The organism is Burkholderia sp. BCC1996 (genome assembly GCF_905339955.1).
In the GTDB taxonomy this organism is placed as follows: Bacteria; Pseudomonadota; Gammaproteobacteria; order Burkholderiales; family Burkholderiaceae; genus Burkholderia.
Genome location: NZ_CAJPHM010000013.1, coordinates 115,988 through 133,738, shown reverse-complemented (window position 1 = coordinate 133,738; position 17,751 = coordinate 115,988). Strand labels below are relative to the sequence as shown.

Genomic DNA, 17,751 nt, shown 5'->3' with positions numbered 1-17,751 from the left:
CCGAACAACCGGAAACGTCGCAGGAGATTGTGAATGACTTTCGAGACGGAAGGCTTTGCAGGGGATAACGCAGCAAGGCTACGAGCGGAACAGCGACAGCGCAACGAAGAATTGTTCAATTTTTCGGATGAATGCGCTCGGCTCGCGTTGACGATCGCCGGCTTACTTGCGTCGGCGAAGAACAAGCGTCAGCTCGTCGTCGCTGCATTTTTCGCGCGCTCTGTGGCCCATTTTCAGGCAGCAATTTCGCTGGCCGAACTCGGCATGACGCTTGAATCGCTTTCCGTTTCTCGTGGGTTGCTTGAAACAGTATTCGTGATGCTCGCGATAGTTGAAGATGCAGTTGCACCCCACGAACTTGCAAAGCATGACTATGCGTCACGGGTGAAACATGCGAATACCTTACTGAACTCGAAAGACTATCCGAATGTCGAACAGTTCAAGGACCAATTGCGCGACTTTGCCGATCTGTATGTCGACACAACGGCAATAGACATGAGGGAATTCGCAAGGCGTGGCAAGGCACTTGCAGCCTACGATGGTTTATATCGGCACTTATCGCACCACGCGGCGCACCCATCTCTCTCATCGGTGGATGGATATTTCCTGAGGCACGACGACGGTCGTTTCACTGTAAAACTCAGGCCACTTCTAACAAAGACCCCTGCAGCCGTCTTGAGTGCATCCACATGTTTGTTGCTCGCCTGCTTCGCATGCGACAAATGTGGGTTAAATACCGCGGACACCAGCGCCGCCTTGACCCGGACATGGAGTCAGTGTGAGGGGCTTGACCAACGATTCAAGCCATGGGCATGACACAACGGAAAGCTATATCACGCCGGGCCGTCCCCGCCCCGTGGGGCGGGGACCGTACATGACGCGCAGCGTCGCGGCAACGTCCGCCGGCACGTCGAAGATTTGCAGCTCCCCCTTGCATGGAAGAAGTGGCAGGGGTTTGACGTCGACCAGATGAAAACCGAAGCAGCCTTCGATGTGCCAGCGCGATGAGCGCTGGCTGCTCGGCACGCAGTCGTCGATCGTGGCCACGCCGACAATGCCGCCGCGCTGCAGCTGCTCGAAAGAGGGCAGGGGGATCTCGGCCAGGTCAAGATACTCGAGCGAATCGCGCGCGTCGGCGTAGTCAGCCCGAGTCATGCTCTTTGACGCGTGAATCAGGATCCGCCCGCGGAAATTCGTCCGCCATGTGCGGTTCTCGATATCTTTCATTGCGCCGATGGCGCGCGCTTCGGCGCGCGCGGCTTCATCCACGAGGTCGGGGCGCGTGATCAGCCACGGCCAGGGTTGCCGAATAGACAATGCTTTCATGATCAGGCCGCAACCAATTGGTTTGGACGATTCGGCGTAACGCGGCGCGCCGGCATGCCGTCATGGAGTTGTCCGTCGAGGAGACGGCCCGCCACTTTCTTGCCTACCGAGAATGCGTGTATCGGATCGGTTCCGGCCTGGAACGCGCTGGCCTGGCCGATCTTGGCGTGATAGCCGTCGATGTGCAGGCACAGTTCGGGGACCTTGCAGACGCGCCCCCACAAGTCGTTCAGCACGTCCTGATCTTCACCCTGCTTGGCCTTCACACGGGGCCGGTATAGGCTGCCCAACCAGTCGGAATCGATCTGGCAGATCGGAATCCATTGGCCCCACTGCTTGAAGAAGAAGTCGACGCCGGCGGCCGCGCATTGGTCACGCAACTGGCGGGCCCAGCGCGGATGCATGGGCCGCGCGTCGCGGCCACTCTCGCCGCCGACAATGACCCAATCGAGCGTGCTGGGAAAGTCCGAGTGGTTTGTAAAGCCTCCCTTCGGCGCGCCCAGCTCCGCGGACTTTGCGCCGATCACGTAGGGCGCCTCATTCCAGTAGCCCCCGCGCAAGACATCAACCCGGTGACCGTCAAGGCCGGGCCAGCGAATCGATTCCAGGTCGACGGGGCCGAGCAGTGGCTCGGCGCTGATGTAGCGTACGGCCGCCGGCGACATCAACAGGGCCGGGATCCGCTCATCCGCCCGCTTCTGATCCTCGACGCTCACCCCGAGCCAGACATTCGGCAAGGGCCACGCCAGCGCATCGAGCAGCGAGATCGGATGACGTGATGCATCGGCGATCGCGCGAGCAGCCGCGGTGATTCGCGCCCGCCGTTGCGGATGTGAGAGGTACGAGCGCATCCGCTCTGCGCGCTTGGTGAGCACCTGGAAGGTGTGCCACGGCGCCAGCGCCATGACCGCGAACGCCTGGTCGATCCACTCGTCCGGCACCGCCTCATGGAATAGATCGCCGTGCGCGCACACGAAGATGTTGCGCGGGCGGCGCCAGCCGATGGGCTGTTCGAGCCACTCTCGGTTAAAGCGAACTTCCCCGTTCCAGACCGGTCCCGCCGACGTTATCGTCGTGAGGCCTGCCCGGCTCGGGTGGTTCTGCAGGCGCGTGCCAGCGAGCTTCATTGCGTAGCAGCGTTTGCACCCTCGGCTTTTGACGCTGCATCCGGTAATGATGTTCCAGGTGGACTCGGTCCACTCGATCGTGGTGGTATCGCTCATGAGCGGCGCACCGTCATGCAGAGGTTGACCTGACGACGCATGGCGTCGTCGTAACCCGTCAACACTTCGTCCGTGAAGACGTACAGACGCGGGCCAGCGATACTGCAGCCCTCGAGATTGGGCTGCGATCGCGGCGTTTCCGCAGCATCCTCCGGATCGGGCACGCCGTAGCTCTGAATCTTGGTGGCAGAACGTCGGGTGACGACCACCGCTCGATTCGCCATGTCCTCGAGCAACGGGCGGATTTCCTTCGACTTGCGCCCGAGCTTCACGGCCACCGCGTTCACGGTATAGAAGCGGCCAGGTCGCATCAGCGCAAGAATATCGTCATCGTCGAGCTGTTCGTCGTTCTCCGTCCGCGTACGAACGGCGGTCAATTGGACTGAGGGCTCGTCAGCTTCGACAACCTCGCGGTTCGTTTCTACTGCTTCGGTCATGAGCATGTCAGGCTCCCTTGAGGTGAGGGGCTCGCTGGTTAGGGCAGGGCGCGAGCCCATTTCGGCGCTCAGCGCAAAGTTCAGGCGAACGAGCAGATCGCCTGGATTCGGGTGGCTGACGCCTCGTCGGCGTCAGCAAATACGCTGGATCGGTTTGCGTTCATGCTTACCTCCTGGAAATGCGTGTCATCTTTCCGCAGTGCTCGCATTTTGTTCGGGAGCGCTCTGCGAGGTCCTTTTTCTGCTGTTCATAGGTTTCATTGAGTTCATGGATCCGATGATCCTTGTTCATCAGCTGTTGCAATACCCACATCGGGTTGAGCTTCTGGCCACAGTCTCCACAGACGACCTCCGCCAACGAGGCATCAATGAGGTACTGTCGTTGGTGCCAACACTTTCCTGGCGAGACGAGATCAAGAAACAGCCGATTGCTTCGCGCCCGCCGCGCTTTCACCGGAAGCGTATGAACCACGGCTCGCACCGTGTGCTCGACAGGTTCGGCCGAATCATCCTCAGGCGGTTGTGGATCCACTGGCTCCGTCACGGCGCGGACTCCTTCGCGACCGTGTGGGGCGCCCCTGGCGTTTCGGATGTCGCATCAGCAGGAGCGACCGAAACCGCGTTCGGCCAGTAGCGAGCCAGTTCGTCGCGCGTCATGTGTTGCTTCGCCTCCCAATGGCGATGCGCGTCGGCAAGCGGCACCCAGTCGTATCGCTGTCTGCCACCCGTGCAGTCGTAGCCGATGATGTTTCCGCGAATGTCTCGCGCCATGCGAAAGACGCGGATGTGCTCGACGCCGCGAACGACTCTGCGGTCACCGACCCTCGGCTTCTTTTTCACGGTGCCACTGGTGACGCGGATGGACGTGATCACAGGACGACCGGCCGAGTTCATGCTGCCACCTGTGAAGGTGTATTCGCGCGCCGGGCACTGTTGATGGCGGTGCCGGCGTATCCGAACAATTCGCTGCGCGCTCGACGGTTCGCGGCTTCGATTTCCGGCTCTGCGACATGCCGAATCGCCTTGGCTGGAGGGCTCGCCCACCAGCCGACCATGCAATCGACGGCATCCATATCCTTTTGCGTGATCTCGGGCACTACCTGCCACATCACCTGATGCCCGCCATGGGCTGGATCCTCGAAGGGATAGGTTGGCGCAAGCATGAACTCGATCGTCCGGAGTCCCCCGTTGACGCCTCGGCGGCGCTGGTTGTTCAGCGCAAACGCGGCGAGATAGGCCTCTCGTGGATAAGAGAACGCGCCGGTCTTCCACATTTCCTGCGCCTGATGCGTGAAGGACGCACCACCATTGCACCCCATGAACACCATGAACGATGCCGCAACCGACGCAATGCGCTGATCGATCGGCTCGTTCATATCGAGAAAGATGTACTCGAAGTCGTTGGGGTGCTTCACGGCATACTCCTGCCAGAGCGACAGCAAGATTCCTTCGCCCGGCGTGGTAGAACGCGGGGCCCTCACGGGCAGATGATCGAGGAACAGGTCATCAACCGTGGTCAGAGGTGTCGTCATGCCGAATCTCCTGAGTCTCTAGCGTTGAACGAGTGCCATATGCGCGCTCGCCAGCTGTTCCAGGTCGCGCCGGCGCATGATCGCGTGAAGCATCGAATCTCCTCGCATGCGTGCGGCCGTGACCCGGTGACCGCCATCATGGACGGCAGCTACGGTGCGGCCCTTGGCGACCATCCGGGGGCCGAAAGCCAGGTAGACCGGCACATCAATGCGCGGCATCGCGGCCGCGTAGGCTCGTGCGCGCTCGAGGTTCACGGTGCCGTCGTACAACACACCGGCTTCGTTCGGACGTATCCACGCAAGCGGTACATCGGCAATCACCCAGGGCTTTCCGTCATCGGTCGGGGCGATCCAGCGCGCATGCGGATTGTCGCGATTCTTCCCGCCAAACCAGGCTTCGCGAAGAACAACGCGCGCCACGGCGAAATCGAGGGTTTGGCGGATGACGTAGGTTGTGTTCATGCTTGGAATACTCATGCCACGTTTCGGAAAGCGCGCTCATGCGCGAAATTTGCCCGTACAAGTGCCTCGGCCTGAACGGGCGATACGCTGTTGCCGCACATGCGGATCTGCGCCGTGATCGACAGAGGAATGCGCGGTACGGATCGCGGATCCGCAACCTGCTTGCCGTTCTTGAACAGCAGCGCCGGGTCGGGAATCTCGTGGATGATGTAGTTGTCGGGAAAAGCCTGGGCACGGTACAGCTCGCGAGCTTTCAGCATTCGAAGCGTGATATCGACCAGTACCCACCACGCATCGCCGTGCCACATCAGAATGCAATCCGCACGGTCTGGAAACTGCTCCGGCAGATGTTCGTGCAGCAGGTGAGCACAGGCGCGTGCCTTCTGCCGATGCTTGGCGTCGAGGGCGTCGATCGGTATCTGGATGCTTTCGACGAGGCCCATACGGCCCTTTGTCGTGTTCGTATGCAGCGGTTCGCTCAGGTCCTGCCACTGGCCGCCAGAGGAGTAGTACTTGACGAGGTAGGCCGTCACAAGACGTTGGTTCGCACCTTTTGACGCAATCGTCGACATCGGGGCACTTACTGGTCGACCATCGTTGTCTTCCCAGAACCCACCGTTCGCTTGTTCAAGGAATGACGCACCGATAAGCGCCTGCTCTCCGCGGTGCGCACCCGTGACTGTTGGCAGAGGTGCTGTCGGCTGCATGCCCGGGCGATCGCCGTGGTGAGTCAGATGCGTCAGGTGAGCCGCGACGATACCGAGCGGCGCACTGCCTCCCGGGCGCTTCACGAAGCTATTGGCCGTGACTGTCGGCATCGGCCCCTGCATCGAGGCGCCCGTGCTGTCGGTACGGAACTTCGTGATGTGCGCGGCGACGAGCGCCTGCTTGACACCCCCGGCAACGGCCGTGCCAAGCGGCCCTTCGATGGGCTGGGTACGGGGCTCCTGGCCCTCGCGCTCACCGTATCCGATCGTGACGAGGTGAGCAGCTGCGAGTGCGTGGTGCGTGCCACCGGCGGACACGGTACCCAGCGGCGCTTCTACGCTGTGCGCCGAGGCTAAATGGGACTCGCTGGTGCCGCGCAGTGGAATCAACGTCGGCGATACGACGGCACGATGGTTTTCCGTAGTGAGCGTGCCGAAAGGCTGGTCGACCGCTACCGGCTTGCCTGCATACTCCGGGCCGCCCGCACCCGTGGTGAATGGCGTGAGGATGGCATCCGAACCAATCGGCTCGAGCTGGGTTGCCACGACGGAAAAGTGGCCACCCTTGACCTGCGCGCAGAGCGTGCGCATCGGTTCGTCGGCGGGCATGGTGCGCTGGTTGCTCGCATTTGCATGCTCGTTCAGGAACGGCACGAGGATCGGCTGCGCCAGACACGAATCTGCTTTCGCGGTAACAGTCTGGGCCGGAACGTGCACGCTCCGCGCCGGGGACTGCCCCATACGCCCGCCGACGCCGACAATGAACGGGCTGGCATTGGCAAGCACGTGGCGCCACAAGCCCTTGGCTACGCGACGCTGCGTGTTGGGTACCAGCGGCTTCTTCCGGTCGAAGATGCTTTCCGCCTCGAGATCGAAGTCGATGCACTCGGCTGCAGTCCTGTAGGGGGCCAGCATGCCCGACACGACTTCGCGCGAGACCGGGTCGCCGTGCGAAGGCGTCGGAAATACAATTGGCAGCCCGTCACGGCGCCCGACGATAAACAGGCGCTTTCGAATTGTGGGAGCACCGTTATCACACGCGCGCAGTTCCCGCCAGTCGGCCGTATAGCCAAGGCCGGCCACTAAGCGCTTCGCCTCGGGGCTGTCGAGCGCAATTCCGAGCATTTCGCATGCTTCGATGAGTGCCGGATGTGCCGCGTCGACGCCCTTTGTGATCATCCCGATGAATGCTCGAAACGTCTCGCCTTTCTTGGACGGGTCCGGCATCCAGTTCCCTGGGGATATCTCGATCAATTCTCCCCACGTCACGAACTCTTCGACATTCTCGATCATGAAGGCCCGCGGCGAGGTTGTCAGGAGCCATCGCAGCGTGACCCACGCCAGCCCGCGGATGTTCTTGGAGACCGGCGTGCCGCCTTTCGCTTTAGAGAAGTGCTTGCAATCCGGGCTCAACCAGACGAGTCCGACCGGGCGGTTGCCCGTTACCTCGATTGGATCTACATTCCACACGCTTTCGCACAGGTGCTGCGTGTACGGATGGTTCAGCGCATGCATTGCCAGCGCCTCGGGATCGTGATTGATCGCGATATCGACAGGCCGGCCGAACGCTGCCTCGAGCCCCGTGCTCGTGCCGCCGCCGCCGGCGAAATTATCGATAATGAGTTCGTTGCCCAGATCGAGCGGTAGCGTGAAGGCGTCACGTTTCATGACGTGGCTCTGACTGATGGGTTTATGGGGAAGTGCGTCAGTTCGCGAGCGCGGGCACGGCCGGCGTCACCGACTGTGACGCAGCTGTCAGCTCACGAAAGCGCGCGAGGAACAAGGCCCGTGCGGCCGTCGGCGAAACCGGGACGATCTTGCCCGCCAAGGGCGCATGCGATTTCGGGCGAGGTTCCTCGTCCGGGTGTAGCGTCATCAAGTCACGCTGCTCGGTGACGAGCACCACCTGATCGGCCCACTTCACTTCGCGAGGCATCGGATACGGCAACCCAAAGCGTCGGAAGATCTCACGCTCAACGCGCTTTTCGATCTTGCGGTACTGAGGAAGCATCCGCTTGAGCGGGGAGGTTATGTCGCCGAGGAACGCCTCCGCTCCGTCGTGCAGCAGGCCCGCGAGGGCAAACTGCGGCGGGACGACACGGCTCACCAGTTCCGCGTGCTGCGCCACCGAATAGAAGGTGCAAGTCTGCCCGGTGAAACGGCAGATGTTGGACAGCCCATGTGCGATGTCCTCGATGCCGAACACACTGTCTTCCGGTGCCAGGAAATTGAAATAGCGGCCGTTGACCGTGAGGATGTCTGTCGGCAGCGTCGAGTGGGAACGCCAACCTGCTGCAAGCAGTCGACGAAACAACGGTTCAAGTCCGGTCGTGAACATCGTGTCGCCCTCTATAAGTGAGATCGAGGAAGTGCGTCGCGGTGAATCAGAGGCGGGCCGCGTGCGATGCGCTGAGTGCAGCGTCAAGCGCTTCGAGTGCTTCCGATTTGATGCGTCCGACCGGGAAGATCTCAGCTTTCTCGGCGATCATTTGGCCAAGGACGCTGGCGAGCTTGCTGGCTGGGCGACACAGGGTGTAGTCGACCGTCGGCACGCGATCGATCCAGTAGCTGATCCCTTGGCCAATTTCCGCCAGGGTGACGTGCTCTCGCGGCTTGCGAGATGCGTCGGTCGTCGCCGGCGACGCCTTGGCGGCAACGGTTGCGCACGGCATTGATTCCGTGATCACTGCAGTCGGCTTTGCCATATCGGCTCCCAATGCGTTGTCTGGTCTGCTGAATATCTGTAGAGCCAGTGTAGGCAGGGTCCGAAGGCGCACGCAACATATTTAGCGTCACAACTTTTCGTTGCCTTTCGCTGCAGCAAATTCACGTTGACCGCCGGCGCTTGCACATATACGTATCGCGCCCCAAAAAGGCCAGCGAAAAATGCGATATCCCCCATCAAAAACGCGATTTCGTGCTCAGAATCGACACAAAGAGACGGAAATTACCGACAATCTGTAGTTTTGATCGAAATTCATGCGGGGTCGCCCCCTGCTTTACGTTCTCTCAATTACGATAATAATCGCGAAAAACGGAAATTTTTCGTGCGTCTTCCAACGTCTTACATGTTGATATTTACGCTTCAATCGCTGTTGCACGGTAACCTCAATCGGCTGTATATATTGCATATGGGCCATGTGCCCTCACCGGGACCCGACCCGGTCGACAATCCAGCCTGGTTCGGGAGATAGAAACGGAGCAAGTGATGGAATTCCGGCAGACCTATCAAGCCTTTGCAGCGGCGCAGGCCGTTGCAGCCCCCGAGGCGTGGCACCTGGCGCTCGTACGCGCGCCGTTCGTGGCCTGGGCATACCACGCCCCGGCCGACTACGCCGAACGGCCGCTTTGCGAGCGTGTGCGTCTCGCGCGCTTCGAGCCCGCCGAAACGCGCTACCTGATCGACGACCGGCCGTTTGTCTGGCGATTTACGCTGCCGAGGCCGAGCGCCGACGGCCTGCGCGCGACTGAGCTTGAACGGCTCGAGCTGACCGGCTGGATGTTCCGTCGTGCCGACGGCGCGCGAGCTACGCCCCTGCGCTTGGCTGAAAGCAGCGAGGACGCCCTGTGGGCCGCCTTTGCGTTTGCTCAGCGAGCAGATTCGCTGGCGGGCGCCAGCATGCTGCGCCGTGCCGTCGATCGACAGGACATCGTGGTGATTGACTCTCTCCCGGGCCCGCCCGATGACTTTTCGCGCGTGATCTTCGCGGAAAGCCTCGACGTGGATGCTCCCGAGCGTGTCGAGTGGGCGCGGTCGAACGGCGTCGCTACCGCCGCACCACGCTGATCCATGTCTCAACAGCAGGCACGCCGGCTTGACGCCGTACCGAGTTCATTCGGATACGACCGAACTTTTCTTGAAAGGATGTGAACGTGGAGACTGCAACGACGCGGCAAAACCGACTCTTCCGCCTCACCTTCACACTGCTGCTGGCTGCTGTGGCGCCAAGCGCGGTGTATGCCTGGGACGTGAATCCGTTTTCGGGTGCTGGTGGCAACCCGGGCGCAGGCGCGACGCTTGGCGGCACTTCAATCGAGGTCGGCTTCTCACCGTCAGGTCATGCGATGGATCTCGAGATCAAGGCGATCAACAGCGCGCGTCGCACGCTGGATATCGCGGCATATGAATTCACGAGCAAGCGCGTCTCCAATGCCGTGCGCGCAGCGATCGCACGCGGCGTGCGCGTACGTGTGGCGTGTGACGCCAAGGAAAACGTGGGACGTCGCAATTCGATCGCCTACCCGCTGGCTGCAGTCGGCGCGCAGGTTCGTTTTGTCGATGCCTATCCGATCATGCACGACAAGCTGACCCTCGTTGACCGAATCACCGTTGAAACCGGATCGCTGAACTACACGGCAGCAGCCGACTTGCGTAACCGAGAGAACGCCCTTGTGATCTGGAACAACCCGCAACTCGCCGGCGTGTATGAGCAGGATTTCGAAGACCTGTTCTCGCGTGGCCACCCCCTGACCGCCGCGAACTGAGAGCCTCCACGGAGAAGAAAAAAAAGATGAGCATCTACGTCGATGAGCTTGAAAGCTGGGGCTGGGTTTTGCGTGGCCGAAAGGTCCAGAGCTGTCACATGTTCACCAACAGCTTGGATCTCGAAGAACTGCACATTTTCGCCGAGCGTGTCGGCATGAAGCGCACCTGGTTCCAGGAACATCGGATCGCGCCGCACTATGACCTGACGCCGTCGAGGCGAGAACTGGCGATCAGGCTTGGCGCCATCTCGGTAGATCGTCGAACCGCGTCGCGCATCTGGCGCGAGCGACGCGATGCGGTGAGCGCATCGCCTCTCGCGTGCAATTGATCGTCTCAGGAGATATCGATGCGCATTGGACAATTAATTCGGGGACTCGTATCGGCCTCCGCCGCCGCAATACCAAGCCGCGGCCGAAGGTCTCATCAGGATCCTTGGCGGCAGCCGCAGCCTGCCCTGGTGAAACAAAACGAAGCTGCGGCGACGTTAGCGTGGTCGTTTCGGGAAATGCTCAAGTATCGCAGTCGTCGTGGCGAGATGTCGCCATGGAACGAGTTGGGCTGGTATATCGCGGAGGAGTTGTCCAACAGCGCGAGCACCAGATATGGCAATACCGCTCAATTTTTGGAGCGCCCATTGGAAGATCATTGCCGGTACAGCGATGCGATGATCATGGCTCCGCGTCTCCTCAACGAAATTGGCGATCCGGTGCTTACTGCTCTATGGCAAATCGGAACGCTCCACGCGATATCTGACCTGCTTGCTCATCTCGTCTTACGCTCGGAAGAGCCTGGACACCTACGCTGGAACACCGCCGACTACATACTGTCTCGGCACGGCGTCAATCTGTACGCAATCAATGACGCCTATCTCCAGGCGCGGCGAGACGAGGGGAAGTCGAATGCTGACGCCTGAGCACGCACTTGTAGGGGCGCTCGAGTGGGCAGGCGCCGGCCTTGGCATCGCAGGCTCGTATTTGCTCGCCGAAAACCGGCCCAGTTCGCGCTACGCGTGGCCGATCTGGATCGGGTCCAACCTCTGCCTGATCGCCTACTTCGTTGCACTGCAATCATGGGGCGTGCTGGCCATGCAGGCCTTCTACCTTCATTCGTCCATGCGCGGATTTCGCCGCGCCTTTCCGGACATGCGACTGTTGCGGCGTTCGGGGCAGAAGCCGTAATTGCTTGTTGCAACGAACCGCTCAACCCACAGGATCTGCGTCATGAAAGAACGCCATCGCCGCGCCCTCAAGGGCGGATCCAAGAACCCGGCCAAGCTTGAGATCGTCGATTGCCTGCGGATGATCGGGGCTCGACATCGTCTTTATGACGTATTCACCGACTTTCTCGGCATGGCCGCCTGCGCGGTCAGCAATCGCTGGGACCGTCTTCGCGTTCAAAAACGCGAGGAGTTGTTCGAGCAGTATCGCAAGCGCTACTCGGCAGAGGAACAGACGCAGATTGCGCGTGCGCTCGCCCTACTGTTCCTTGCGTATCGCGAGGAGACGCCGGATTCGGACCAATCCTTCCAAGCGATTGACCTTGTTCAGCGAGATGGTCGAGGCGAGGTGCGCGTCTTCGACGACGTTCTGGGCGAGATCTACATGGCGCTCGAATTCGGCAATGAGCATGCGGGCCAGTTCTTCACGCCGATGGACGTGTGCCGCATGATGGTCCAGATGACTATCGACGAAGCGGGCGTGCGCAATGCGATCGTCAGTAAAGGGTTCGTGTCGATCGAAGAGCCGGCCGTGGGTGCCGGCGCCCTCGTCATCGCCACGGCGCAGCGCCTCACCCAGCTCGGCATCGACTATTCCCGCGAGATGATGGTTGTCGCCACGGACGTCAGCCTGTCGAGCGTACACATGGCCTATCTGCAATGCGCAGCGCTGGATATCCCTGCTGCGATCGTGCACGGGAATTCGCTCACACTCGAGGAGTATTCGGTGTGGCTGACGCCCGCGTACGTCTCAGCCGGCTTCGCCACGCGTGACGCGATACAGCAGCGGACACGCTATCTGGTCGGCACGAACGACGACCCACACCCGCACGCGGTGGAGCGTGCGCTGAATCTGTTTCGATTGATGAGCCCGGACGACTCCAGCATGCTTGAATGGCCGTGGCTCAAGTCGCTCCTCGCCCGGATGCCAGACGAGGACGCGCGTGACTCGAACGAACCTTCGACCGAGCAGACAAACGTCGCAAGCGGCGAAAGTGAGGACGATAGCCGCAGCGCCGAACACGCAGACTACGACGACAGAGCGTTGGCACCAGACGAGGCTAACCACGCTGACGATGCGGTGGCCGTTTTTCCCTCTGCTGGCTGATGTTTAGGGGTTCAGGTTCTTCGATAACGTAGGCTGTTGGTTTAATGGACCGAACAGGGAAACACTCAAAATGAGCGAAGCAGACCAGATCGATCCGAATAGGCAAATGATGATCTCCGGAAGCGTGACTCGTGATCTTTCAAAGATGACGCATGATCCGCATCACACGATTGCCATGGACATGGCTCAGCAGACCCTCAACCCGGCGTTTCTGCGCCTGGCGGACCCAGTCGAGGAGGCCAGCATTCACGTCCCGGCTGCGCCATTTCTAGCGTGGCTGACCGGCGAATCGACCTGGGCAGTTGAGTTTTTCGCAGACCTGCAATGCATGGCGGAAACTGTTGCGGGTGAGAGGCTTCTCACGACGTGGCTGAGCGGAGATCGTTTCTGGTCCATGCTTCGAGATGGATGCGGGAACGAGGCCATTGATGCTATCACGATGGGCGTGAATGCGTGGCGCTCCCTTGGTCTCGATGAGGTCTATTTCGATTTTCATGTTCGCGGGTCGAGTGCCGTCACTGAGCAAGTCGATAGCGCAGCCTCGCCAGTTGCTGTCTAACCAACGGACGAGCCACGATGAACCCTATTGTCAGTTCGAATCCAGCGACGCTCGCGGATTTCCGCGCGGCGGTCCGCTACCTGCTGCTCAATGAACACGGGATGCCTGAGCTGGTTGCGGACGAGGTTTTGGAGGCGGATGCGCAATATGTGCAAAGCGCCTTCGAAGAAAGCGGCGTGCGAGACACGGCAGTGTCGGAAATCGCGACGGAATTGGCGATCGCGCCGCGCAACGACCGCCAGTGGGTGAAAGTAGAAGATGGGCAGTTGGTCGTGACGGTGAACGAGCGTGTCACTGACCTGCTCAAGCGCCTGGCGGACACGGGGTTGTACGGCGATTCGATCGCATGCGTCGCGGCCACGCTTCTTTGTCGCGGGATTGAGGCGGTGCTGCCAGTGCTGTCAGTCACGGCGTCCCGTATTGTCCGTTGACCTCTACAAGGACGGAAGCACGGAATCGGGTCGCCTCGAGAACAGCGAATAGCGCATCGAAGCGAATTTGATGCCACACTCACGGGCTATATCAACCGGTCGCCGGTCTTTGATGGTAACCCCATGGACGCCCGGCTTTTTATCACGACACATATGGCCCAGCCGAGAACCACGAATCTTCGCCCCGAGTATGCAGATCTCTCAGTGGAGGTCCAGGAAAGGCGCGCTGCCGGTGCAAAACGCAAGGATGCCTCGCTGTACGTGTGCCGTAAGCTCCTGTTCGATCTGGGCGTTGCGCCGACCGCGGCACTCGTCCGAGAGATCACGGGCTGGGGATCGAATTCGGACGTGACGGCGGACGTACAGGCGTTCTTCCAAGGCCTGACGAATCCGGGGGGCGCGCCCTTCCCGGCATCTGGTTTGCCGGTGGACCTTCAGGAAGCGTTCGGGCAGTGCCTGGTGCAGTTGCACCACCATGCGCTCGGCAAAGCCGCAGAGGCGTTCGAGGACGACCGACTTGGCTTCGAACAGGCTCGCCTCGAGGGCGAGACACGCGAGCATGCCCTGCGCGAGGACCTGAGGATCAGTGAAAGTCAGCGTGACGCGGCGCGCGCGGCCCAGAGCGAGGCCGCGGCTCAAATCGAGGAGGCCAATCTCGCATTGACCGCGTCCGAAGATGAGCGCGGCCGACTCGTCGCTCAGCTTCAGGTCGCGCAAAACGAGTTGTCACAGGCGCTGGGCGCGCTCGCGGCCGCACGCGCCGAGTTGGCCAACAAGACCGAGCAGTTCACGGAGCAGCTGCGCCAAGTCGAATCTGCCGCCGAAGCGCGGCGTGCTCCGCTGATGCGCGAGCTGGACGCAACCCGGCAGAAGCTCACTGCAGCCGAACACCAGGCCCGCGAGGCGGGTGAGCGCCGGGAAGCCGCCGAGCGGGCGGCGCAGACGGAATCGTCCCAGCGTATGCTGGCCGAGCGAGATGCTGCCGCAGCGAGGGATCTCGTGACGTCGAAGAACGATCTCCTTGCCGCGCGAGCAGCGGAGATCGACGCCCAGAAGGCGCATATCGCCAGCCTTGAAGCATCGCTCGAGCAGGCGCGGTTACAGGCAACCGAGGGCGCCGGCGCCGCGCGGCTCGCGCAGGCGGAGGTCGTCCGGCTCGTCGAGCAAGCCGAGCAAAACGCGGCCGAGCGCCAGGCGGAGCGCGAAGCAAACGGAACACGCGAGTCCAGGATGCTGGATGAGATCGCGACTCTCAAACGCAGGGTGACGGAGCTGTCGGGCCTATCCGGTGCGGCATCCGATGGTCCCAGCGGCCCCGCCAACGGAGCATAAGCCTTCCCAAAGCGGGCGGCGGAATGCCGCCTTCCCGCAATTTTCTTCTCGACTTCTCCCGCGGTATTGCATGCCCCGGACGCAAATGCAACAATAAAATCATTAGAATTTTACGTTGCACAATGTGCGCTCATGCATGCGCTTCGCGTGCCTTGCGTACCTAGCCGGGAAGACGCATGAAAGTCAGCGAAATGAGTGGCGACCTGCTCGACTATTGGGTCGCGCGCGCCGAAGGCATGGATCACGAAACGGCATTGTTCGCGGTGTCGGCGCACGCCTACTCGACCGAGTGGGTATACGGCGGCCCGATCATCGAGCGTGAGCGCTTCGTCATTGACGGCCATACGCTCCGGCGCGGCGGGTTCTCCGCGCGCCATGTAACCGAGAAGGTGAGCGCCAAGCGCAACGTTCGATATGTCAGCCATTATGGGTTTGGCCCCACCGTGCTGATCGCAGCGATGCGCGCATTCGTGGCGGCGAAGTTCGGCAAGGAGGTGCCCGATGCAGTTTGATCTGTTCACAGATCCCGGAACGTCCGCGCCGGCGAACGTCGCGTGCGGCATCCGATTCCGCCGAGCCGTGCCGCCCGACCGGCTGCAGGCGGAGTTAGCAACTGAGCAGCCAACCAACCTGGCGGAGGCCTGACCTGTGCAAACGGACCTCACAAATGTCACCGATCTCACGGGCCTACCAATTGATCCCGAAGGGCTCGCACGCATCGAATTGGTCATCAGGCTGCTGCAGGGACACCAGTTCGATCTCTCGACCGAGAAGCATTTACAAAGCCAGGTGGAAGTCCTGCTGACGGAGCACGGTCTCACATTCGAGCGAGAAAAACGGCTGACCGCACTCGATATCCCTGACTTCCTCCTGGCGGGCGGCATCGTGCTCGAATGCAAGCTGCGGAACAAGGCGTCCAAGATGGACATCTACCGGCAGCTCGAGCGCTATTCGAAGCACGACGAGGTCAAGGGTCTCGTGCTCGCGACCAACGGCGCAATGGGGCTACCACTCGAGATTGGCGGGAAGCCTGCCTGGTTTGCTTCATTCAGCCGCGGCTGGATGTGACCAAATAAGCCCGAGGGAACGCCGATCGCCATGGCCATGCGCACCTACGGAAACCTGCAGCTGATCGAAAACGGTACGAAGTGGGAGATCTCCCAGCTCGAGCCACATGTCTCGATCCGCCTCAAGCAGATCTTCCCCCGGTTGCCGAAGCAATCAGCCGGGCCGTTCCATATGCCGCGCGACCTGATGGTCGCCGCGGACCTCGAGTGGTTTACTGCACGCTATCCGCTACGGATCAGCGACGAGGACCGGGCGGCCCTCACTGCCGGGAAAACACTGTTCGACGTCCAGCAGGCTGATCTCGAGCAAATCCTGCTGCCGGAGTACATGCCGCCGCCCGTAATCGGGCTGCGCGCCGGCGAGGAGCTACGGCACTATCAGCACCAGGCGATTCAGCTGGTGCGCCGCCGTCGCAATTTGCTGCTCGGCGACGAAGGTGGGCTCGGCAAGACCTATACTGCGGCTGGCTTCCTCTGCGCCGAGCCGGGCGCCCTGCCCGCTGCGATCGTCGTCGACGCCCACATGCAACGCCAGTGGCGCGACAAGCTCAAGGCATTCACGACGTTACGCGTGCACCTCATCAAGAAGGGGACCGCATATGATCTGCCGCCGGCCGACGTGTACATCTTCAAGGTCACGTCGCTGGCCGGCTGGGTCGAGATCTTCGCCAAGGACTTTTTCAAGGCGATGATCATCGACGAGCCGCAGAGCTTGCGTACGGGCACCCAGACCACCAAGGGTGCGGCGGCCAAGGTGCTCTACCAGCACACGAACTACCACCTCGGGCTCACTGCCACCCCGATCATGAACTATGGCGTCGAGATGTGGCGCGTCATGCAGTTCATCGACGACATGGTGTTGGGTAGTTACGAAGACTTCGTCCGCGAATACGTCGACGGGAATGGCCATATCGAGGATCCCAAGGCTCTGGGCACGTTCCTGCGCGAGCAGCATGTGATGCTGCGGCGCCTCAAGTCCGACGTCGGCCAGCAGTTGCCAAAGGTGTCCCGTATTGTCGAGACCGTGGATTACGACGCGAAGGTGGTCGAATCGATCGAGAGCTTGGCGCGTCAACTCGCGATCAAAGCTACGACGGGCAACTTCCTTGCTCGCGGTCAGGCAGCCCGCGAGCTGGACATCATGGTGCGCCAGGCTACGGGCGTCGCCAAGGCGAAGGCCGTGGCCCAGTTCGTGCGGATCCTCGTCGAGGCCGGGGAGCCTGTGCTGCTCCTCGGGTGGCATCGAGCCGTATACGATGTGTGGTTGGAAGAACTGAAGGACTTCCAGCCCGCGATGTATACGGGTACCGAGTCGCCAGCGCGCAAGCATGCAGAGCTGCAGCGGTTCAAGGACGGTGAAACGCCGCTCCTGATCATGTCACTGCGTTCGGGCGCCGGTGTCGACGAGATACAGCATCGCTGCTCGATAGCGGTCTTCGGTGAGCTTGACTGGTCGCCGGGGATTCACCAGCAGGTCATCTGGCGCCTGGACCGCGAAGGTCAGCAGAACCCCGTCATGGCTTTCTTCCTCGTCAGCGAGGAAGGTAGCGATCCGCCGATGATGGACGTACTTGGCATCAAGGCCAGCGAGGCGCGCCAAATCGTTGATCCGCACCTCGGTGTGCAAGCGGTTGAGGCTGACAAATCAAACATGCACCGCCTCGTGGAGCGCTACCTCGCGCGTGTGGGACGGCAAGTTGCAGACCGCGGCGGCGACAACAACGGCCACCGTGATGTCAACAGCGATATCTCCGTCGCCTCCAGCGCGCCAGCGAGCACCGATCTCACGCCGGAGTCGACCGAGGAAGCGGCCCAGTCTTCTCTGTTCTAACGCTCTGCCCCCTCCCGCTCCCGGAAAGGAAACC

General features: G+C 61.3%; 24 protein-coding genes. 14 read left to right on the top strand and 10 right to left on the bottom strand.

Translation table 11 applies throughout. The annotated features are described in order from the left end of the window. Positions 1-33: 33 nt before the first annotated feature. Entirely contained in the window at positions 34-816 is a 783-nt protein-coding gene (locus tag U4Z64_RS20290; RefSeq protein WP_321820847.1) for a DUF5677 domain-containing protein, read from the top strand. A gap of 12 nt (positions 817-828) precedes the next feature. Here U4Z64_RS20290 and U4Z64_RS20285 read toward each other — a convergent pair whose 3' ends face one another. The 10 genes from U4Z64_RS20285 to U4Z64_RS20240 form a co-directional block, all read right to left on the bottom strand. Beyond that, positions 829-1,326: an ASCH domain-containing protein gene (locus U4Z64_RS20285; protein ID WP_321820846.1), complete on the bottom strand. Its 498-nt coding sequence runs from the start codon at positions 1,324-1,326 to the stop codon at positions 829-831. Between the two features lie 2 nt (positions 1,327-1,328). Continuing rightward, a complete protein-coding gene (locus U4Z64_RS20280) occupies positions 1,329-2,549 on the bottom strand; it encodes a phage Gp37/Gp68 family protein (protein WP_321820845.1) in 1,221 nt (406 codons plus the stop codon). After that, positions 2,546-2,992 (bottom strand): hypothetical protein, encoded by a 447-nt coding sequence (locus U4Z64_RS20275; RefSeq protein WP_321820844.1) that lies wholly within the window; start codon positions 2,990-2,992, stop codon positions 2,546-2,548. The genes U4Z64_RS20280 and U4Z64_RS20275 overlap by 4 nt, the downstream gene beginning before the upstream one ends. Before the next feature lie 160 nt (positions 2,993-3,152). Further along, entirely contained in the window at positions 3,153-3,530 is a 378-nt protein-coding gene (locus U4Z64_RS20270) for a hypothetical protein (protein WP_321820843.1), read from the bottom strand. Continuing rightward, entirely contained in the window at positions 3,527-3,880 is a 354-nt protein-coding gene (locus tag U4Z64_RS20265; protein ID WP_321820842.1) for a hypothetical protein, read from the bottom strand. The genes U4Z64_RS20270 and U4Z64_RS20265 overlap by 4 nt, the downstream gene beginning before the upstream one ends. Then, complete coding sequence (locus tag U4Z64_RS20260) at positions 3,877-4,518, bottom strand: hypothetical protein (RefSeq protein ID WP_321820841.1); 642 nt, start codon at positions 4,516-4,518, stop codon at positions 3,877-3,879. Before U4Z64_RS20260 ends, U4Z64_RS20265 begins: the two co-directional genes overlap by 4 nt. An 18-nt stretch (positions 4,519-4,536) precedes the next feature. Continuing rightward, the gene (locus U4Z64_RS20255; RefSeq protein ID WP_321820840.1) at positions 4,537-4,980 is read right to left on the bottom strand and encodes a hypothetical protein; all 444 of its coding nucleotides are present in this window, start codon (positions 4,978-4,980) and stop codon (positions 4,537-4,539) included. 11 nt (positions 4,981-4,991) lie between these two features. Then, positions 4,992-7,355 (bottom strand): DNA cytosine methyltransferase, encoded by a 2,364-nt coding sequence (locus tag U4Z64_RS20250; protein ID WP_321820839.1) that lies wholly within the window; start codon positions 7,353-7,355, stop codon positions 4,992-4,994. 37 nt (positions 7,356-7,392) lie between these two features. Next, positions 7,393-8,025, bottom strand: coding sequence for a metal-dependent phosphohydrolase (locus U4Z64_RS20245; RefSeq protein ID WP_321820838.1), 633 nt, complete (start codon positions 8,023-8,025; stop codon positions 7,393-7,395). Positions 8,026-8,071: 46 nt separating this feature from the next. Beyond that, entirely contained in the window at positions 8,072-8,392 is a 321-nt protein-coding gene (locus U4Z64_RS20240) for a DUF3717 domain-containing protein (RefSeq protein ID WP_321820837.1), read from the bottom strand. Positions 8,393-8,895: 503 nt separating this feature from the next. Between U4Z64_RS20240 and U4Z64_RS20235 the strand changes: the two genes are divergently transcribed. The 13 genes from U4Z64_RS20235 (at position 8,896) to U4Z64_RS20175 (ending at position 17,717) form a co-directional block, all read left to right on the top strand. Beyond that, a complete protein-coding gene (locus U4Z64_RS20235) occupies positions 8,896-9,474 on the top strand; it encodes a hypothetical protein (RefSeq protein WP_321820836.1) in 579 nt (192 codons plus the stop codon). Positions 9,475-9,560: 86 nt separating this feature from the next. After that, positions 9,561-10,172 (top strand): phospholipase D family protein, encoded by a 612-nt coding sequence (locus U4Z64_RS20230; RefSeq protein ID WP_321820835.1) that lies wholly within the window; start codon positions 9,561-9,563, stop codon positions 10,170-10,172. A 26-nt stretch (positions 10,173-10,198) separates the two neighbouring features. Next, a complete protein-coding gene (locus U4Z64_RS20225; protein ID WP_321820834.1) occupies positions 10,199-10,501 on the top strand; it encodes a DUF4031 domain-containing protein in 303 nt (100 codons plus the stop codon). 18 nt (positions 10,502-10,519) lie between these two features. Next, a complete protein-coding gene (locus U4Z64_RS20220) occupies positions 10,520-11,086 on the top strand; it encodes a hypothetical protein (protein WP_321820833.1) in 567 nt (188 codons plus the stop codon). Beyond that, complete coding sequence (locus U4Z64_RS20215; protein ID WP_321820832.1) at positions 11,073-11,351, top strand: hypothetical protein; 279 nt, start codon at positions 11,073-11,075, stop codon at positions 11,349-11,351. Before U4Z64_RS20220 ends, U4Z64_RS20215 begins: the two co-directional genes overlap by 14 nt. A 42-nt stretch (positions 11,352-11,393) precedes the next feature. Beyond that, positions 11,394-12,497 (top strand): N-6 DNA methylase, encoded by a 1,104-nt coding sequence (locus U4Z64_RS20210; protein WP_321820831.1) that lies wholly within the window; start codon positions 11,394-11,396, stop codon positions 12,495-12,497. Positions 12,498-12,567: 70 nt separating this feature from the next. After that, complete coding sequence (locus U4Z64_RS20205) at positions 12,568-13,056, top strand: hypothetical protein (protein ID WP_321820830.1); 489 nt, start codon at positions 12,568-12,570, stop codon at positions 13,054-13,056. A gap of 17 nt (positions 13,057-13,073) precedes the next feature. Further along, entirely contained in the window at positions 13,074-13,487 is a 414-nt protein-coding gene (locus tag U4Z64_RS20200; RefSeq protein ID WP_321820829.1) for a hypothetical protein, read from the top strand. Between the two features lie 123 nt (positions 13,488-13,610). Further along, positions 13,611-14,819: a DNA-binding protein gene (locus U4Z64_RS20195; RefSeq protein ID WP_321820828.1), complete on the top strand. Its 1,209-nt coding sequence runs from the start codon at positions 13,611-13,613 to the stop codon at positions 14,817-14,819. Positions 14,820-14,995: 176 nt separating this feature from the next. Beyond that, entirely contained in the window at positions 14,996-15,331 is a 336-nt protein-coding gene (locus U4Z64_RS20190; RefSeq protein ID WP_321820827.1) for a phage protein NinX family protein, read from the top strand. Then, positions 15,321-15,464, top strand: coding sequence for a hypothetical protein (locus U4Z64_RS20185; protein ID WP_321820826.1), 144 nt, complete (start codon positions 15,321-15,323; stop codon positions 15,462-15,464). The genes U4Z64_RS20190 and U4Z64_RS20185 overlap by 11 nt, the downstream gene beginning before the upstream one ends. Before the next feature lie 3 nt (positions 15,465-15,467). Continuing rightward, positions 15,468-15,887, top strand: coding sequence for a hypothetical protein (locus tag U4Z64_RS20180; protein ID WP_321820825.1), 420 nt, complete (start codon positions 15,468-15,470; stop codon positions 15,885-15,887). A gap of 30 nt (positions 15,888-15,917) precedes the next feature. Continuing rightward, a complete protein-coding gene (locus U4Z64_RS20175) occupies positions 15,918-17,717 on the top strand; it encodes a DEAD/DEAH box helicase (protein ID WP_321820824.1) in 1,800 nt (599 codons plus the stop codon). The last annotated feature ends 34 nt before the right edge of the window (positions 17,718-17,751 follow it).

Coding starts and splice junctions, on each gene's coding strand:
- U4Z64_RS20290 (WP_321820847.1), top strand. CDS start 34: ATGACTTTCGAGACGGAAGGCTTTGCAGGGGATAACGCAGCAAGGCTA.
- U4Z64_RS20285 (WP_321820846.1), bottom strand. CDS start 1,326: ATGAAAGCATTGTCTATTCGGCAACCCTGGCCGTGGCTGATCACGCGC.
- U4Z64_RS20280 (WP_321820845.1), bottom strand. CDS start 2,549: ATGAGCGATACCACCACGATCGAGTGGACCGAGTCCACCTGGAACATC.
- U4Z64_RS20275 (WP_321820844.1), bottom strand. CDS start 2,992: ATGCTCATGACCGAAGCAGTAGAAACGAACCGCGAGGTTGTCGAAGCT.
- U4Z64_RS20265 (WP_321820842.1), bottom strand. CDS start 3,880: ATGAACTCGGCCGGTCGTCCTGTGATCACGTCCATCCGCGTCACCAGT.
- U4Z64_RS20260 (WP_321820841.1), bottom strand. CDS start 4,518: ATGACGACACCTCTGACCACGGTTGATGACCTGTTCCTCGATCATCTG.
- U4Z64_RS20255 (WP_321820840.1), bottom strand. CDS start 4,980: ATGAACACAACCTACGTCATCCGCCAAACCCTCGATTTCGCCGTGGCG.
- U4Z64_RS20250 (WP_321820839.1), bottom strand. CDS start 7,355: ATGAAACGTGACGCCTTCACGCTACCGCTCGATCTGGGCAACGAACTC.
- U4Z64_RS20245 (WP_321820838.1), bottom strand. CDS start 8,025: ATGTTCACGACCGGACTTGAACCGTTGTTTCGTCGACTGCTTGCAGCA.
- U4Z64_RS20240 (WP_321820837.1), bottom strand. CDS start 8,392: ATGGCAAAGCCGACTGCAGTGATCACGGAATCAATGCCGTGCGCAACC.
- U4Z64_RS20235 (WP_321820836.1), top strand. CDS start 8,896: ATGGAATTCCGGCAGACCTATCAAGCCTTTGCAGCGGCGCAGGCCGTT.
- U4Z64_RS20225 (WP_321820834.1), top strand. CDS start 10,199: ATGAGCATCTACGTCGATGAGCTTGAAAGCTGGGGCTGGGTTTTGCGT.
- U4Z64_RS20220 (WP_321820833.1), top strand. CDS start 10,520: ATGCGCATTGGACAATTAATTCGGGGACTCGTATCGGCCTCCGCCGCC.
- U4Z64_RS20215 (WP_321820832.1), top strand. CDS start 11,073: ATGCTGACGCCTGAGCACGCACTTGTAGGGGCGCTCGAGTGGGCAGGC.
- U4Z64_RS20210 (WP_321820831.1), top strand. CDS start 11,394: ATGAAAGAACGCCATCGCCGCGCCCTCAAGGGCGGATCCAAGAACCCG.
- U4Z64_RS20205 (WP_321820830.1), top strand. CDS start 12,568: ATGAGCGAAGCAGACCAGATCGATCCGAATAGGCAAATGATGATCTCC.
- U4Z64_RS20200 (WP_321820829.1), top strand. CDS start 13,074: ATGAACCCTATTGTCAGTTCGAATCCAGCGACGCTCGCGGATTTCCGC.
- U4Z64_RS20195 (WP_321820828.1), top strand. CDS start 13,611: ATGGACGCCCGGCTTTTTATCACGACACATATGGCCCAGCCGAGAACC.
- U4Z64_RS20190 (WP_321820827.1), top strand. CDS start 14,996: ATGAAAGTCAGCGAAATGAGTGGCGACCTGCTCGACTATTGGGTCGCG.
- U4Z64_RS20185 (WP_321820826.1), top strand. CDS start 15,321: ATGCAGTTTGATCTGTTCACAGATCCCGGAACGTCCGCGCCGGCGAAC.
- U4Z64_RS20175 (WP_321820824.1), top strand. CDS start 15,918: ATGGCCATGCGCACCTACGGAAACCTGCAGCTGATCGAAAACGGTACG.